Origin of the sequence: Hydrogenophaga sp. (genome assembly GCF_036675665.1) — a bacterium.
Classification (GTDB): Bacteria; Pseudomonadota; Gammaproteobacteria; order Burkholderiales; family Burkholderiaceae_C; genus Hydrogenophaga.
In genome coordinates this window covers 22,634-36,391 of sequence record NZ_JAKFEO010000040.1, presented here as the reverse complement: position 1 = coordinate 36,391, position 13,758 = coordinate 22,634, and the positions used below count along the sequence as shown (strand labels likewise).

The 13,758-nt window shown below is 68.2% G+C and carries 16 protein-coding genes; 2 read left to right on the top strand and 14 right to left on the bottom strand.

The annotated features are described in order from the left end of the window. Position 1: 1 nt before the first annotated feature. Entirely contained in the window at positions 2-1,141 is a 1,140-nt protein-coding gene (locus V6M63_RS16185) for an FAD-dependent monooxygenase (RefSeq protein WP_332743532.1), read from the bottom strand. A gap of 92 nt (positions 1,142-1,233) precedes the next feature. On the opposite strand from V6M63_RS16185, the gene V6M63_RS16180 reads away from it, so the two are divergent. Continuing rightward, complete coding sequence (locus tag V6M63_RS16180) at positions 1,234-2,223, top strand: AraC family transcriptional regulator (protein ID WP_332743530.1); 990 nt, start codon at positions 1,234-1,236, stop codon at positions 2,221-2,223. A gap of 17 nt (positions 2,224-2,240) precedes the next feature. Here the strand turns inward: V6M63_RS16180 and V6M63_RS16175 are convergent, their stop codons facing one another. After that, entirely contained in the window at positions 2,241-3,161 is a 921-nt protein-coding gene (locus V6M63_RS16175; RefSeq protein ID WP_332743528.1) for a LysR family transcriptional regulator, read from the bottom strand. A 108-nt stretch (positions 3,162-3,269) separates the two neighbouring features. On the opposite strand from V6M63_RS16175, the gene V6M63_RS16170 reads away from it, so the two are divergent. Then, positions 3,270-3,668, top strand: coding sequence for a tautomerase family protein (locus V6M63_RS16170; RefSeq protein WP_332743526.1), 399 nt, complete (start codon positions 3,270-3,272; stop codon positions 3,666-3,668). 101 nt (positions 3,669-3,769) lie between these two features. Here V6M63_RS16170 and V6M63_RS16165 read toward each other — a convergent pair whose 3' ends face one another. The 12 genes from V6M63_RS16165 to V6M63_RS16110 form a co-directional block, all read right to left on the bottom strand. After that, positions 3,770-4,360 (bottom strand): DedA family protein, encoded by a 591-nt coding sequence (locus tag V6M63_RS16165; RefSeq protein ID WP_332743524.1) that lies wholly within the window; start codon positions 4,358-4,360, stop codon positions 3,770-3,772. Next, complete coding sequence (locus tag V6M63_RS16160) at positions 4,353-4,787, bottom strand: hypothetical protein (RefSeq protein ID WP_332743522.1); 435 nt, start codon at positions 4,785-4,787, stop codon at positions 4,353-4,355. Before V6M63_RS16160 ends, V6M63_RS16165 begins: the two co-directional genes overlap by 8 nt. 114 nt (positions 4,788-4,901) lie before the next feature. After that, a complete protein-coding gene (locus V6M63_RS16155) occupies positions 4,902-5,417 on the bottom strand; it encodes a DUF1579 domain-containing protein (protein ID WP_332743520.1) in 516 nt (171 codons plus the stop codon). A gap of 45 nt (positions 5,418-5,462) precedes the next feature. Beyond that, positions 5,463-6,272: a phosphatase PAP2 family protein gene (locus V6M63_RS16150; RefSeq protein ID WP_332743518.1), complete on the bottom strand. Its 810-nt coding sequence runs from the start codon at positions 6,270-6,272 to the stop codon at positions 5,463-5,465. Between the two features lie 35 nt (positions 6,273-6,307). After that, positions 6,308-7,087 (bottom strand): SDR family oxidoreductase, encoded by a 780-nt coding sequence (locus V6M63_RS16145; protein ID WP_332743516.1) that lies wholly within the window; start codon positions 7,085-7,087, stop codon positions 6,308-6,310. Between the two features lie 4 nt (positions 7,088-7,091). Continuing rightward, on the bottom strand, positions 7,092-7,538 hold the full coding sequence (locus tag V6M63_RS16140; protein ID WP_332743514.1) for a RidA family protein: 447 nt from the start codon (positions 7,536-7,538) through the stop codon (positions 7,092-7,094). Beyond that, positions 7,538-7,870: a hypothetical protein gene (locus V6M63_RS16135; protein WP_332743512.1), complete on the bottom strand. Its 333-nt coding sequence runs from the start codon at positions 7,868-7,870 to the stop codon at positions 7,538-7,540. Before V6M63_RS16135 ends, V6M63_RS16140 begins: the two co-directional genes overlap by 1 nt. Before the next feature lie 4 nt (positions 7,871-7,874). After that, positions 7,875-8,861: a Bug family tripartite tricarboxylate transporter substrate binding protein gene (locus V6M63_RS16130; RefSeq protein WP_332743511.1), complete on the bottom strand. Its 987-nt coding sequence runs from the start codon at positions 8,859-8,861 to the stop codon at positions 7,875-7,877. A 109-nt stretch (positions 8,862-8,970) separates the two neighbouring features. Further along, complete coding sequence (locus V6M63_RS16125) at positions 8,971-10,443, bottom strand: aldehyde dehydrogenase (protein ID WP_332743509.1); 1,473 nt, start codon at positions 10,441-10,443, stop codon at positions 8,971-8,973. Continuing rightward, complete coding sequence (locus V6M63_RS16120; RefSeq protein ID WP_332743507.1) at positions 10,440-11,234, bottom strand: aspartate dehydrogenase; 795 nt, start codon at positions 11,232-11,234, stop codon at positions 10,440-10,442. Before V6M63_RS16120 ends, V6M63_RS16125 begins: the two co-directional genes overlap by 4 nt. After that, on the bottom strand, positions 11,231-12,922 hold the full coding sequence (locus V6M63_RS16115) for a thiamine pyrophosphate-binding protein (RefSeq protein ID WP_332743505.1): 1,692 nt from the start codon (positions 12,920-12,922) through the stop codon (positions 11,231-11,233). The genes V6M63_RS16120 and V6M63_RS16115 overlap by 4 nt, the downstream gene beginning before the upstream one ends. Continuing rightward, positions 12,919-13,746: an IclR family transcriptional regulator gene (locus tag V6M63_RS16110; protein WP_332743503.1), complete on the bottom strand. Its 828-nt coding sequence runs from the start codon at positions 13,744-13,746 to the stop codon at positions 12,919-12,921. Before V6M63_RS16110 ends, V6M63_RS16115 begins: the two co-directional genes overlap by 4 nt. Between the last annotated feature and the right edge of the window lie 12 nt (positions 13,747-13,758).

Genomic DNA, 13,758 nt, shown 5'->3' with positions numbered 1-13,758 from the left:
CTCAGGCCCCGGCCAGTGCCACGTTCCAGGCGTCGTAGCCATACACCCAGTCGGCGTTGCCCTGTCCCTTCATCCACTGGTTGCCGCGCGAACCGATCTGGATCTTCGCGGTGCGTTCCTGGCGCGTCTTCTCGTAGCGGCGCAGTGCCTGAACTGCTTGCGCCCGGTCGCTCACTCCCGCGAGCGCGCGGCCCAGCACCACGGCGTCTTCAATCGCCATGCCCGCGCCCTGCGCCATGAAGGGCAGCATCGGGTGGCAGGCGTCGCCCAGCAGCGTGACCGTGCCCACGGACCAAGCGGGCAGCGGCTCGCGTTCGTACAGCGCGCTCTTGAGGGTGGTGTCGCAAGCGTCGAGCAGCGCGCGCGCGTCGGCGTGGAAGTCCTTGTAGAAGCTGCGCAGCTCGTTCACGTCGCCTTCGCTGGTCCAGGACTCTTCGTGCCAGCTGTCCTGCCCGGTGGTGGCGAACACGAATGTTTCGCGGCCCTGGTTGAGCGGGAAGGTGACGATCTGGCTTTGCGGGTTCGGGCCCCACCACTTGGTGAAGGCCTCGATCTCGGGCACGTGCTTCACGCGCGCGGTGGGCACCACCGAGCGGAACGACACCACGCCGGTGAAGCGCGGCTTCTCCTCGCCAAAGAGCGCGCCGCGCACGCGCGAGTGGATGCCGTCGGCGCCCACCACCACGTCGAAGGCGGCTTCATTGCCGTCGTCGAACCGCACGGTCACGCCGGCGTCGGATTGCGTGAGGGTCTTGACGCGCTTGTCGAACTGGATGTTCCCGATCGGAAAGTTCTCGGCCAGCGCGTTGATGATGTCGGCGCGGTGGATGGTGACCTGCGGCGCGCCGTACTGTTCTTCAGCGATGTTGCCCATGCCCAGGCGCGAGGTCTCCTGGCCCGTGTCCCAGTCGCGGCTGATGCGGAAGGTGGGGCGCGCTCCGCGTTCGCGAATGGCCGCGCCCGCGCCCAGGCCATCGATGGCGCGCACCACGTTGGGCGTGAGGTTGATGTCCGCGCCCACGCGCGAGAAGCCTCTGGCCTGCTCGAACACCGTCACGTCATGGCCTTGTGCCCGCAACGCGATGGCGGCGGCCAGCCCGCCCACACCACCGCCGGCGATACCGATTTTCAATCCGCTCATGGGTCTGCTCCTGCATTTACGATGCATGCATTGTTCAGCGGCCGCCCTGTGCACTCAACCGCTTTGACGCTCTAAAAGGGGACGATTCGTCCATGGATGTCCTCGGTGAAGTTCTTGCCATCTGCCGCGCCGAGCGCGCGGTGACGGCACGCTTCCACCTCTCCGCTCCCTGGGGCCTGCACTCCAGCGGTGTGTCGGGCTCGGCCATGATCCGCATGGCGCGCGGCGCCCCCTGGTGGGTGGACGTGGCGGGCGGTGGCCCGCCGCTGCGCGTGGAGCCCGGCGATCTGGTGATGCTGCCGCTGGGCGCGGCGCACCGCATGAGCTCCGCGCCCGACGCACCCACCGTGCCCTTTGCCCAGTTGCTCACGCAGCGCACGCCCGGCGCGCGCGACGAAGCCCCGCTGGACCTGCACCACGGCGGCGGTGGCGAAAGCTGCGAGATGTTCAGCGCGCTGCTGTGGTTCTCTGCCTACTGCCGGCACTCGGTGTTGAGCGTGTTGCCGCCGCTGATCCACGTGCGCGCCAGCGAACTGTCCACCGCCGTGAGTCTGACGGGCACCATGGAGTCGCTGGTGACCGAGACGCTCGACCAGCGCCCCGGCTGGCGCCTGTCGGCCAGCCGCATGGGCGAGCTGCTGATGGTCAACATCCTGCGCGAACACCTGCTGCGCGCGGCCGGCCCCACCGAGGCCGGCTGGTGGCGCGGCCTGTCGGACCCCGCCATCGCACGCGCCATTGCCGCCATGCACCGCGAACCCGCTCGCGGCTGGACCGTGGAAGCCCTGGCGCGCGAAGCCGCCATGTCCCGCTCGCGCTTCAGCGACCGCTTCAAGGCCCTGGTGGGCGACACGCCCATGGGCTACCTGGGTGGCCACCGCATGGCACTGGCCGCCGAGAAGCTGGAAGCAGGGCACCTGCCACTGGCGCAGGTGGCGCAGGGCGCGGGCTATGAGTCCGACAAGGTGTTCGCCCGCGCCTTCCGCCGCTGGGCCGGCCTGTCGCCTGCCGCATATGCCAAACGCGAGGTGGCACGCCGCACGGCGATGGGCAGCCCGAACACGGCGTCGGCTGGGGATTGACGGGTAGAGCTGACTCGCTAGGCAGACGTCAAGGCCCACCGCTGATGGGCAACTTCCTGAAGAAAGTCGATCACGGCCTTCACCCTCGCAGCGTTGCGCCGACTGGGCAACGAGACGGCGAACATGGTGTACGCCGTGCCTGAAGCGAACGGTGCCAGGATCTCCACCAGGCGTCCGCTGGCCACATCTGCCGCAGCCAACGGACGCGACAGCATGCCGATGCCAGCCCCGGCCACCAGAGCGTGGTGCACCAGGGCAGAGGTATTGGCGGCAAGATGCGACCTGATCGTGACGTCCACTCGTTTGCCCGCCTTGCGGAATGCCCAGGTCACGGCGAGTCCTTGCGCAGTGTGGGTAACGGTCTGGTGCTGTTGCAGCTCATGGGGGTCTGCCGGCTCTCCGTGTTGGTGCAAATACTGGGGCGAGGCATACAGGCGCCGCTCGAACTTGCCCAGCTCGCGGGCGACCACCAGCTCGCTGTTGCCCACCGTTGTTCGCAGAGCCACGTCGATGCCGTCCGTCACCAGGTCGGCAACCCGGTCCTCGGCCACCAGCTCAATCCGCAGTGCGGGATGCCGCGCTTGCAGCTGGGCCAGGCGCGGCAAGACCAGCTCCTCGCAGATTTCCTGACTCGAGGCCAGCCTCAACGTGCCGGCCACACGATTGCGCTGCTTCGACAGCGACGCAGAGATGTCCTCCAGCTGGGCCAGCAGTACACGCGCCTCTTGCGCCAGGTCGGAGCCTTCGGGTGTTGCCGACAGCCCATGCGTGGATCGACGCAACAACGTGACGCCATACCCGGCCTCCAGGCGGTCCACACCACGCGCGACGACGGAAACCGCAACATTCAACTCTCGTGCGGCCGCAGAGAACGAACGCAGATCGAGCGAGCGAACAAGCCAGCGCAGGTCTGAAGGATCGGGCAGAAATTGTTTCATCAGGCATGCCTTTGCGTCCGGAGCAAAACCAATTATCGCGCCCGACGGTTTCCGGCCGCAGCCGCTTTTCCTAGAGTCAAGACACCCCCCAACAACAGGAAAACATCCATGCCCATCCTCAATGTCAAAGTCTCCGCGCAGCGGACGCCCGAGCTCTCCGAGCGCATCACGGAAGCGCTGCTTGAACTGACCAGCCGCGTGCTCGGCAAGCGGCGCGACCTGACCGCGGTGGTGATCGCCTATGTCGACCCGCGCGACTGGTACGTCGCAGGCAAGTCGCTGGCCGAACTCAAGAAGGCCAGCTTCTACTTCGATGTGAAGGTGGTCGACGAGACCAACACCAAGGCCGAGAAGGCGCGCTATGTGGGCGAGGCGTTCGAGGTCTTCGCACGCCTCCTGGGAGAGCTGCACCCCGAAAGCTATGTGTACGTGCAGGACGTTCGGGCCACTGCCTACGGTTTCGGTGGCAAGACGCAGGAATACCGTCATCAGCATCCCGACCAATGAGGACGACCACCATGGAACCTGCATTGCGGACTACCGTCGCCATTGCGCGGAGATCGGCGCCCAGCCTCGCGAGCTGGGCCGGTCTCGCGAACTGCACGCTCTCAACGGCGGCGCTGGCGACTGGACACAAGCGCCCAGATGCCACCCAACACCAGCACAGCACCCATCAAAACCCCCATGGCATCTCCAGCGAGTTGACTCAGGACTTCCCACTGGCTGGCAAACAGGTGTCCGAGGCCACCAAACAGGAAGACCCAGATCACTTCCCCAGCCACCACTGCGGACATGAAACGCTGCCAGGGATAGCGGGTCGAACCCGCCAGCAGATTGACCGGCAGGGCCACCGGTGTGAGCAGGAAGCGGCTGACAAAAACTCCCCAGCCACCCCAGCGAGAAAACAGCGCTGCCGCACGCTGCCAACCCTGAGAACCTGTGATGCTTCGAGGCACCAGTTTCAGGCCGGTTCGTCCGAGCACATAGCTGCAACCGTCGCCGGCCACCGCACCCACGCATGCCGACAGCAACGCGCCTTCAAGGGGCAAAACGCCCTGCCGGGTGAAGGAGCCTGCGGCCATCAGCAACATGGTGGCAGGCAGTGGAATACCGAACGCAGCGAGAAACAGCGTACCCCCCAGCAATGTGTTTCCGTGATTGAGCAGGGCCGTCAGCAGCCACTCGCTGACTTCACTCACCCGCTGCCTCACGTCTGGCGGATTCGGCCTGTATCAGCGCCTCGACCCGAGCACGCCCCGAGACCGGGTCAATACCCTGGAGATCAAACCAAGTGCGCAAGCTGCGATCTTCATCCCCGGAGGCGGGCAAGCCCAAGGTTTCGCGCAGGCGCGACTCGGGAACGCCATACGCCTTTGCAATGTAGGGCAGTGTCATCCAGCCGCGCAGCGTTTCCACCTTGATCTGCCCCGACGCCACAAGCTGAGCGTACTGATACTGGTGCCAGGTGCGTGCACCAAACAGGCCGAGCAGAGTCAGCCCTGCCACGATGGCCAGAACACCGAGCCAGCGCTGCGTGCGGCTTAGAAGCATGGAAAGAACATGTTGCGGCACTTGACGCCAGGCAGACGCCTTCCCGGTCACGATGACGAGAAGTTTGCGATACACCCCATCCCATGATGGGCCGGCGAGTTCCTCTGCGCATTGATCTGAGTCAAGGCCGTGAAATCGGCAACGACTTTCGGGCGACGGCGATCGCAGCGAAGCGGCTGTTCGGCCACTTCAGGTGCCGCCCGCATCCGGCGGCACCCGCCGGTAGTTCACCTCCACAGCCAGTGCCTCTTCACCCGAGGGGCTGATGTTGTACATGAGCAGGTCGAGCGTGTCGTCGTCGGGCTGCTCGATCTCCGTGCGCCAGCCCCAGCGCGCGTCGCCTTGTCCGTCGCCGTAGCTGCCCAGCATCGACAGGCGCGGGTCTCCACTGTCGCCGGTGCTGAACATGATGGACGTGCCGGTGCCGAAGCTTTCGGCCCATGCCGATTCGTACCGGCGCTCGTCCAGGTGGTGGGCGATCAGCGCCACGCCTTCCATGGGCTCGCCGCAGCAGTGGCCGGTGTACTCGTGCAGCAGCACGCGGCCGCCCAGCAGCACGCGGATGCTGCCGGTTTGCACCGAGTCCTCGGCCGGCGGACCGGGCTCGAACCACAGGCGGAAGCGGCCCTGCCACTGCCCGGCCATGCGCGCCAGCTGCGCGTGAACACCGTCCACGCGTGAAGCTTCAAACTCCTTGCGACCCATGATGTCTCCTCCTCGAATGCAGCGCCGTTGATGAAAGACGGCGCGTTATGCGCGCGCGTACCGCCGGGCCAGCTCGATCGCCGCAATGCACAACGTCAGCCAGGCCACGCCAAACGCGAACCCGGCGATCACGTCACTCGCCCAATGCACCTGCAGGATCACGCGGCTCCAGCCCGTGGTGAAGGCGAGCGTGGCGGTCAGCAGCACGCCGCTCAGGTGCCAGCGCGGCGGCAGCAGCCGCAGGCACAGATAGGCCAGCATGCCGTACACCACCACCGAGCCGGATGAGTGCCCGCTCGGAAAGCTGTAGCCGTCGGCTTGCGCGAAGCCGTGGTCGTGCACTGGGCGCACCCGCTCGAAGATCTGCTTGAGTACCCGGTTGAGCAAGCCGCCACCCGCGCAGGCCACCACCCAGCCCAAGGCCAGCGACGTGTGCCGGCGCGCGAGCAACAGAACGCCCACACCGGTCACCAGCAGCGTCAGCGCCCACGGGTCACCCAGGTGGGTCAGGGTGCCGAAGAAGCGCAGCGCCGAACGGGGCAGCTCGCGTGCCAGGGTCGCGGTCAGCCGCTCGTCGAAATGGCCGATCTCTTCTTCGGCATCGAACGCTTCCAGCATTTCGGCGAACAAGGAGGCCGTGGCGATCAGCAGGCCCGCACCGACGGCCAGGCAAACGCCCAGCAACAGCGGGCGCGGCCAGCGGCCCCATGCGGTGCGTGCACCGCAGCGGTGGAAGCCGACGACGAGCGCGGTGCAGGCGATGAGCACCAGGAGCAGCGCGGCAGCGAGCACGGGCAGCGCATGTGCCCCGAGCCATTCGGCCCAGGCGAGGGCTTGCGTCAGGTCATCGTCCATGCGGCGACTTTACCGCCCGTCGACGCCCGCACGGCTCAGAAAACCCCGCTGAACGAACCCCCATCGAGCAGGATGTTCTGCCCGTTGATGTAGCCCGCGTGCACGCTGCAGAGGTAGGCGCAGGTGTGGCCCAGTTCACTGGGCTGGCCGACGCGGTGGGCCGGGTGTTTGGCCAGACGCGCCTCGCGCACGGCTTCCACGGTCTTGCCTTCGCGCTTGGCCTGCGCGGCGAAGTTGCTTTCCAGCCGTGCGGTGTCGAAAGTGCCGGGCAGCAGGTTGTTGATGGTCACGCCGCGCGCCACGGTGGTGCGCGCCAGGCCGGCCACAAAGCCGGTGAGGCCGCTGCGCGCGCCGGTGGACAGGCCCAGGCCGTCCAGCGGCGACTTCACCGCGCTGGAGGTGAGGTTGACGATGCGACCCCAGCCGCGCGCCATCATGCCGTCCACCGTGGCCTTGATGAGCTCGATCGGCGCGAGCATGTTGGCGTCGATGGCCTTGTGCCAGATCTCGCGGTCCCAGGTGCGGAAGTCGCCCGGCGGTGGGCCACCCGCGTTGGTGACCAGGATGTCGAAATCGGGGTGTGCGGCGAAGATGCGCGCGCGGCCTTCGTCGCTTGTCACGTCGGCGGCCACGTATTCCACCCGGCCCGCGCCCAGCGCGGCCAGGCGTGCGGCGGCCTCGCGCAGCGGCCCTTCGGTGCGCGCGACGATCACCACGTGCACGCCGTCTTTCACCAGCGCTTCCGCGCAGGCGTAGCCCAGCCCCGAACTCGCGCCACACACGAGCGCCTTCTTGCCGGCAATGCCCAGGTCCATGTCTTCAGCCTTTGTTGTCTTGAATGAGGGGCGTGGCTTGTCGCAGGTCCACGTCCAGGCGCGCCCAGGCGTCGATCTCCACGCGCAGTTCGGGGAACACCAGCGCACTCACCGACACCAGGGTGGCGCAGGGGTAGACGCCGTCGAAGAAGTCGCGCCGCGCGCGGCCGACCTCGTCCTTGTCGGCGATGTCGGTCAGGTAGACCACGGTCTTGACCAGGTTGTGCCGGTGGCCGCCCGCGGCCGTCACCAGCGCTTCAAGTTTCTTCAACACCACCAGGGTCTGTTCGTAGGCACCCAGTGGCGCGCCGCGTTCGGCGGCCTCGCGCGTGGCGGGGTGCGCGGTCATGCCGGACATCACCACCTCCTGCCCGATGCGCCAGCCGTTGGTCCAGCTCGCGGTGGGCAAGTCGGGCACCTGGGGTGCATGGATTTTTTCGGCGATCGTCATCACTGGCCACCTTGACGGACGCGTTCCCTGATGCGTTCGCGCACCGGCACGAAGTCGTAGCTGGGGTAACACTCGGTGGCGAACACGCCCCAGGCCGAGCGCTCCAGCTCCACGTTGACCTGGCCCAGCAGGTGCGGTGGCACTTCCAGCGTGACGATCTGGCCCAGGCCCATGGCCACCGTCCACGACACCACGCGCGTGCCCTCCACCGGAAAACGTTCCCACCATTCGCTGGCTTTCAGCTTTGCCTGCACCTCGTCGAGCGTGAGGCCGGCGTGGTGCTTGAGCACGATGGTGATCAGCACGTTGGGGCTGGGCGCGGGCTCGCTCACGGTGTTACTCCACCGTGATGCCGCGGTCCTTGATCACCTTGGCCCAGCGCGCGGTCTCGTCGCGGATGTGGGCGTCGAAGGCGGTGGTCTGCAGGTCCCAGGCGCTCAGGCCCTGGCCCTGCAGGCGCTCGCGCACGGCGGGTTCGGCCAGGATGGCGGTGGCGTCGCGCGCGAGCTGCGCCACCACGTCGGCGGGCGTGCCGGCCGGGGCCAGCAGGCCGTACCAGGAGGGCACCACCACGCCGGGCACGCCCAGCTCGGCCAGGGTCGGGATCTCGGGCGCCGTGGGCGTGCGCGTGCTGTCGGTCACGGCCAGCGCGACCAGCTTGCCGCTCTTGATGTGCGGCAGCACGGTGGGCAGGTTGCTGAACATCAGCGGCACGCTGCCGCCCATCACGTCGGCGATGGCCGGCGGCGTGCCCTTGTAGGCGATGTGCAGGATGTCCGCGCCCGACTGCGACTTGAACAGCTCGCCGGCCAGGTGCAGGCCGCTGCCCACGCCGGGCGACGCGTACGAGAGCGTGTCGGGCCTGGCCTTGGCGCGCGCGATCAGGTCGGCCACGGACTTGATGCCGGTGGCGGGATTGGTCACCAGCACGTTGGGCGTCTTGGCCAGCATGGCCACGGGCACGAAGTCCTTCTCGATGCTGAAGGGGAACTTCGGCATCAGCGTGGGGTTGATGGTCAGGTTGCCGGCGGGGATCACCAGCAGGGTGTGGCCGTCGGCCTTGGCGCGCTTGACCTTGTCCATGCCGATGTTGCCGGCCGCGCCGGGCGCGTTGTCGACCAGGGCCGTCTGGCCGTAGCGCTTGGCCAGGCCGTCGGCCAGCACGCGCGCCAGCGTGTCGATGGGGCCGCCGGGCGGGAAGGGCGCGACGAGCGTGAACTTCTCGGCGGCCAGCGCCTTGTCGGTGGTGCTCTGGGCGTGGACGTTCGTGCCCACGACGGCGAGCAGGGAGGCAAGGGCGATGAGGGTGCGGCGGGTATTCATGGTGCGAGGTCTCACAGGTTGGCGAAAAGGGCCGCCGCGCAGGGCCGCCCCAAGCAAGGCCGCGCCCCCGTGGGGGGCAGCGACCCGCGCAGCGGTGGAGCGTGGGGGCTCATGTACTTGCCCAGGGCATGGGCGATTCGTTCAGTCCCCAATAGAAGCTCTTCTGGCTCGTGTATTCAAGAATGCCGAGGCGGCCTTTCTCCTGGCCGTAGCCGCTCATCTTCACGCCGGTGAAGGGCGTGCTGATGGAGAAGACCTTGTAGGTGTTGATCCACACGGTGCCGGTCTGCAGCGCGCGGCCAATGCGCCAGGCGCTCTTGAAGTCGCGCGTCCAGATGCCCGAAGCCAGGCCGAACATGTTGTCGTTGCACTGGGCGATCAGGTCGGCCTCGTCTTTCCACGGCAGCAGCGCGAGCACCGGGCCGAAGATCTCTTCCTGGCACATGCGCGCGCTGTTGGGCAGGCCTTCGAAGACGGTGGGCAGGTAGTAGCTGCCGCCGTCGAAGTAGCTGCCCGTGGGGCGCTCGCCACCGCACAGCACGGTGCCGCCTTCTTCTCGGCCCATCTGCACGTAGCGCTCGACGGATGCGCGGTGACCCAGGTTGACCAGCGGGCCCATCTGCGTGTCCTCGCGCGAGGGGTCGCCCACGCGCAGCTTCTTCACGCCGGCCAGCAGGCGCGCCTTGAATTCGTCGTACACGCTCTCGTGCACGAAGGCGCGCGAGCCGGCGATGCAGGACTCGCCGGAGGAACTGAAGATGCCGTAGATGACACCGGCCACCGCGTGGTCCAGGTCGGCATCGGGCATCACGATGGTGGGCGACTTGCCGCCGAGTTCGAGCGAGGTCGGCATGAGCTTCTCGGCCGCCAGGCGCTGGATGCCCATGCCCACGTTGGTGCCACCGGTGAAGGCGATGCGCTTGACCAGCGGGTGTTTCACCAGCGCGTCGCCCACGATGCTGCCCTTGCCCGGCAGCACGCTGAGGATGCCGTCGGGCACGCCGGCCTGCTGCGCGATCTTCGCCAGCTCGATGGCCATGCGCGGCGTGATCTCGGCCGGCTTGAACACCACGGCGCAGCCGGCGGCCAGCGCGGGCGCGAGCTTCTGTGCTTCGCTGGCGATGGGGGAGTTCCACGGCGTGATGGCTCCCACCACGCCCAGCGGCTCGTGCACGCTCATGCTCAGGTAGTCGCCGCGCGCGGGCGTGATGGTGTCTTCCCAGGTTTCGGCGGCGGCGCCGAAGAACTGGAAGGTGCCGGCCGCGCTCGCCACCAGGGCACGGCATTCCTTGATGGGCTTGCCGTTGTCCAGGCGCTGCAGCTGGGCCAGCTCTTCACCGCGCTCGCGGATGCCGTTGGCGATGCGGTAGAGCAGGCCGGCGCGCTCGTGGTGCTTGAGGCCAGCCCAGGCGGGTTGCAGGCGCGCGCGTTCGGCGGCCAACACGGCCTCGTCCACGTCGGCGGCGGTGGCCGCATGCAGGTGGGCCACGGTGCTGCCGTCGTGCGGGTATTCGGTGGTGTAGACGGGGCCCGAGGCGTCGCGCCAGCGGCCGGCGAAGAAGCTTTGCAGTTGCGTGGTCATATCGTCACGGCCGAGGTGCGGTTGTGCAGGAAGCGCAGGGCAGAGAGCACCGTGAGCGCGGACGTCTTGGGGTTGTCGGGCAGGGGTTTGCCGCGCATGGTGATGTGCATTTCGCCGAAGGCGCCGCGCACGTCGATCTCGTGGATGTTCTCGGTCACGGTCGGGTCGGCGATCAGGCGCACGCGCGTCGCGTCCAGGCCCAGGCCGGCGAGCGAGACGGTGGCGGCCACGTTGGCGTTCTTCGGGTACAGGCGTGCGGCTTCGCGCGCCGTGGCTTCCAGGATCACGGTGGGCGCGGTGATGGCCGCGAGGTCCACCACCTGTTCGGCGGTGGTGCCGCGCCAGCCTTCGGGCGGCTTGCGGCCGGTGTAGGTCACGCTGTCCAGGCCGGCCAGACGCGCGGAAGCGATCGCATCGATGCCGCCGATGGCACCGGCCAGCAGGTGCACGCGTGTGCCGCCGCGTTGGGCGGCGTCGGCCAGTTGTTCGGGCAGGCCGGTTTCCGACAGCGCGCCGATGGACAGCACCGCGCATTCGATGCCGCGCTGCAGCGCGGGCAGCACGTGGCAGCCGATGGCGGCGTGGCCCGCGCATTCGAGCAACAGGGTGGTCTCGGGCGGGACCTGGCTGCAGACCGTCACGCCCGCGCCGAGTGCGGCCTGCGCGTCGGCCATGTGGCTCTCGGACACCACGACGTGCGTGATGCGCACCGAGGGGTGCCCGGCCATGCGCGCCATCAGCGTGCGGCCGATGGCACCAAAGCCGATGAGCGTGACCTGCTGCGGGTTCATACCTCGAGTTCCTTCTTCTTGGGCGGGCCGGCGAACTTCACGGCAAACGGGCCCCAGGTGTTCATGTCGACCTCGACCACCACCGGGCCATTGCCCATGGCCAGGGCCTTCTGCAGCGTCTCGCGCGTGGCGGCCGGGTCGGCCAGCTTGAAGTGCGGCACCTGCAGGCTGGCGCAGAGCTGCGCGAAGTCGGGCGTGTGCAGTTCCACGTAGGCGTGGCGGCTGCCGTAGATGTCGTCCTGGATGTTCTTGATGACGCCGTAGCGCTGGTCGTTCATGACGAGGAAGACCACGTTGGCCTTCTCTTGCGCGGCGCAGGCGAGTTCGCCCAGGTTGAGCATGAAGCCACCGTCGCCGCAGAGCGCGATGGTGCGCCGGCCCAGCGCGTGCTCGGCATCGGCCACGGCCGCGCCCACGCCCATGGCCAGGCCCTGGCCGATGCCGCCGCCCAGGGCGTGCACGCCGGCGCGCGGGTGATCCAGCACCGGCGCGCGGTTGCCCCACATGCTGTTGGACAGCGTGATGTCGCGCACCCACCAGAGGTTTTTGCCGACCACCTCGGCCAGCGTGTTCTTGAGCTTGGCGTACTGGCCCAGCGTGCCGTCCACCAGCGCGGCGGCTTCGGCGCGCGCGCGCTTCACGTCGGCCACCAGCCGCGGGTCGATCTGCATGCGGCCCGAACCCATGGCAAGTTCAAGCCGGTCGGCCAGCGCGTCGAGCGTGATTCCGGCGTCGCCGTGCACGAACAGCTCGCTGCTGTAGCCGCGGTTGTGGGCCAGCGCGTTGGCGTCGATGCGGTAGCGCGTGGCCGGCAGCTTGAGCTTGTAGTTCAGCGTTTCGTTGCTGCGCAGGCGTGTGCCCACGGCCAGCAGCGCGTCCACGGTTTCGTAGAACTCTTCGGCCGGCTTCTGCAGGTTGTACGAACCCAGCGTGGCGGGGTGGTCTTCGGGCACGATGCCGCGGCCCTGCACCGAGGACACCACGGCCCAACCCATGGCCACCAAGCGTTGCGCCGCCGCGCTCGCGCCACGCGCGCCACCACCGAGCCACAACAGCGGGCGCTTCGCGCTCAGCAGGCGCTCGGCCAGCGCGTCCACGGCGGCCAGGTTGGGCTGCACCGGTGGCACGGCCAGCGGCGACAGGTCGGCCGGCAGGTCCAGCTTCATCTTCTGCACGTCGATCGGGATCTCGATGCTCACCGGGCCGCAGGGCGGCGTCTGCGCCAGGCGCACGGCCTCGCGCAGCGTGGCCAGGGCGGTCTCGGGGTTGCGGATGCGAAAGGCGTCCTTGCCGACCGACTTGAGCATGGCCAGTTGAGCCGGGTGCTCGTGGATGTAGCCGAGGTCGCGGTCCAGGAAGGGCGACTCGATCTGCCCCGTGAGGTGCAGCAGCGGCGTGCCGGCGGTGATGGCTTCGACCATCGCGCCCGCCGCGTTGCCGCAGCCTGTGCCGGTGCTGGTGACGCACACGCCCAGCGTGCCGCTCACGCGTGCATACGCATCGGCCATGTTGCACGCACCTGCCTCGCCGCGCGCCGAAACGAAGCGGATCTTCGCGCGCGTGTGGAACGCGTCGAGGATGGGCATGTTGTGGATGGAGATCACGCCGAAGGCGGCGCGCACGCCACATTGCTCGAGGAAGCGGGCGGCGAGTTCCCCCACGGTGATGCGTTGCGTAGAAGGGCTCATGCGACTTTCTTTTCGGTCGGTTTGGTTTGCCAGCCACCGCGGTTGGGCGAGTGGCTGATGCGTTCGGTGAGTTGGCCTGCGGCGTGGCGCACCTGGGTGATGAGCACCTCGAGTTCGCCCGGCTGCACGTTCTGCGCCGGCACGCTGATGCTCACGGCCGCGGCCACTTCGCCGCGGTCGTTGAACACCGGCGCGGCGATGGTGGAGATGCCGGTTTCGAAACCGCCCTGGCTCACGCCGTAGCCGTTGGCGCGGTCCTGGTCGATCAGCAGCTTGAGCTGTTCGACCGTGGTCGGCGTCTTGGGCGTGTAGCTCGGCAGTTCGGGCTCGGGGTAGAGCTGCTTGAGCGCGTTCAGGTCGAGGTCGCTGAGCAGCAGGCGGCCCAGCACGGTGGCGTGGGCCGGCAGGCGCGCGCCGACCTGGATGGAATGGAAGAGGGCGCTGCGGCCGGCAACCTTGGCAATGAAGACCACCTCGCGCGCGTCGCGCACCACCAGGTGCGCCGAGTAGCCGCAGGCGTCGCGCAGGGCTTCGATGACCGGGCGGCCGTGCTCGGTGAGCTCCATGGACGCGAGGAACTCGAAGCCCAGGCGCAGCACGGCCAGACCGAGCTTGTAGTAGGCGCCATCGCCCACGCGCTCGACGAAGCCGCCTTGTTCCAGCGTCTGCAGCATGCGGAACACCGAGGCGCGCGGCAGGTCGAGGCGGCGCGAGATATCGGCGCCGGTGAGTTCGCGCTCGTCGCGGTTGAACAGCATCAGCAGCTGCAGGCCGCGCATCAGCGCGGGCACGGTGTAGCGGTCGTCGTTCTTGTCGGTGGCCATGGTTTTCTCCTC

What these genes read in the sequence shown, in the direction of transcription:
- V6M63_RS16185 (WP_332743532.1), bottom strand. Translation starts at nt 1,141, where the DNA reads ATGAGCGGATTGAAAATCGGTATCGCCGGCGGTGGTGTGGGCGGGCTG.
- V6M63_RS16180 (WP_332743530.1), top strand. Translation starts at nt 1,234, where the DNA reads ATGGATGTCCTCGGTGAAGTTCTTGCCATCTGCCGCGCCGAGCGCGCG.
- V6M63_RS16175 (WP_332743528.1), bottom strand. Translation starts at nt 3,161, where the DNA reads ATGAAACAATTTCTGCCCGATCCTTCAGACCTGCGCTGGCTTGTTCGC.
- V6M63_RS16170 (WP_332743526.1), top strand. Translation starts at nt 3,270, where the DNA reads ATGCCCATCCTCAATGTCAAAGTCTCCGCGCAGCGGACGCCCGAGCTC.
- V6M63_RS16155 (WP_332743520.1), bottom strand. Translation starts at nt 5,417, where the DNA reads ATGGGTCGCAAGGAGTTTGAAGCTTCACGCGTGGACGGTGTTCACGCG.
- V6M63_RS16150 (WP_332743518.1), bottom strand. Translation starts at nt 6,272, where the DNA reads ATGGACGATGACCTGACGCAAGCCCTCGCCTGGGCCGAATGGCTCGGG.
- V6M63_RS16145 (WP_332743516.1), bottom strand. Translation starts at nt 7,087, where the DNA reads ATGGACCTGGGCATTGCCGGCAAGAAGGCGCTCGTGTGTGGCGCGAGT.
- V6M63_RS16140 (WP_332743514.1), bottom strand. Translation starts at nt 7,538, where the DNA reads ATGACGATCGCCGAAAAAATCCATGCACCCCAGGTGCCCGACTTGCCC.
- V6M63_RS16130 (WP_332743511.1), bottom strand. Translation starts at nt 8,861, where the DNA reads ATGAATACCCGCCGCACCCTCATCGCCCTTGCCTCCCTGCTCGCCGTC.
- V6M63_RS16125 (WP_332743509.1), bottom strand. Translation starts at nt 10,443, where the DNA reads ATGACCACGCAACTGCAAAGCTTCTTCGCCGGCCGCTGGCGCGACGCC.
- V6M63_RS16120 (WP_332743507.1), bottom strand. Translation starts at nt 11,234, where the DNA reads ATGAACCCGCAGCAGGTCACGCTCATCGGCTTTGGTGCCATCGGCCGC.
- V6M63_RS16115 (WP_332743505.1), bottom strand. Translation starts at nt 12,922, where the DNA reads ATGAGCCCTTCTACGCAACGCATCACCGTGGGGGAACTCGCCGCCCGC.
- V6M63_RS16110 (WP_332743503.1), bottom strand. Translation starts at nt 13,746, where the DNA reads ATGGCCACCGACAAGAACGACGACCGCTACACCGTGCCCGCGCTGATG.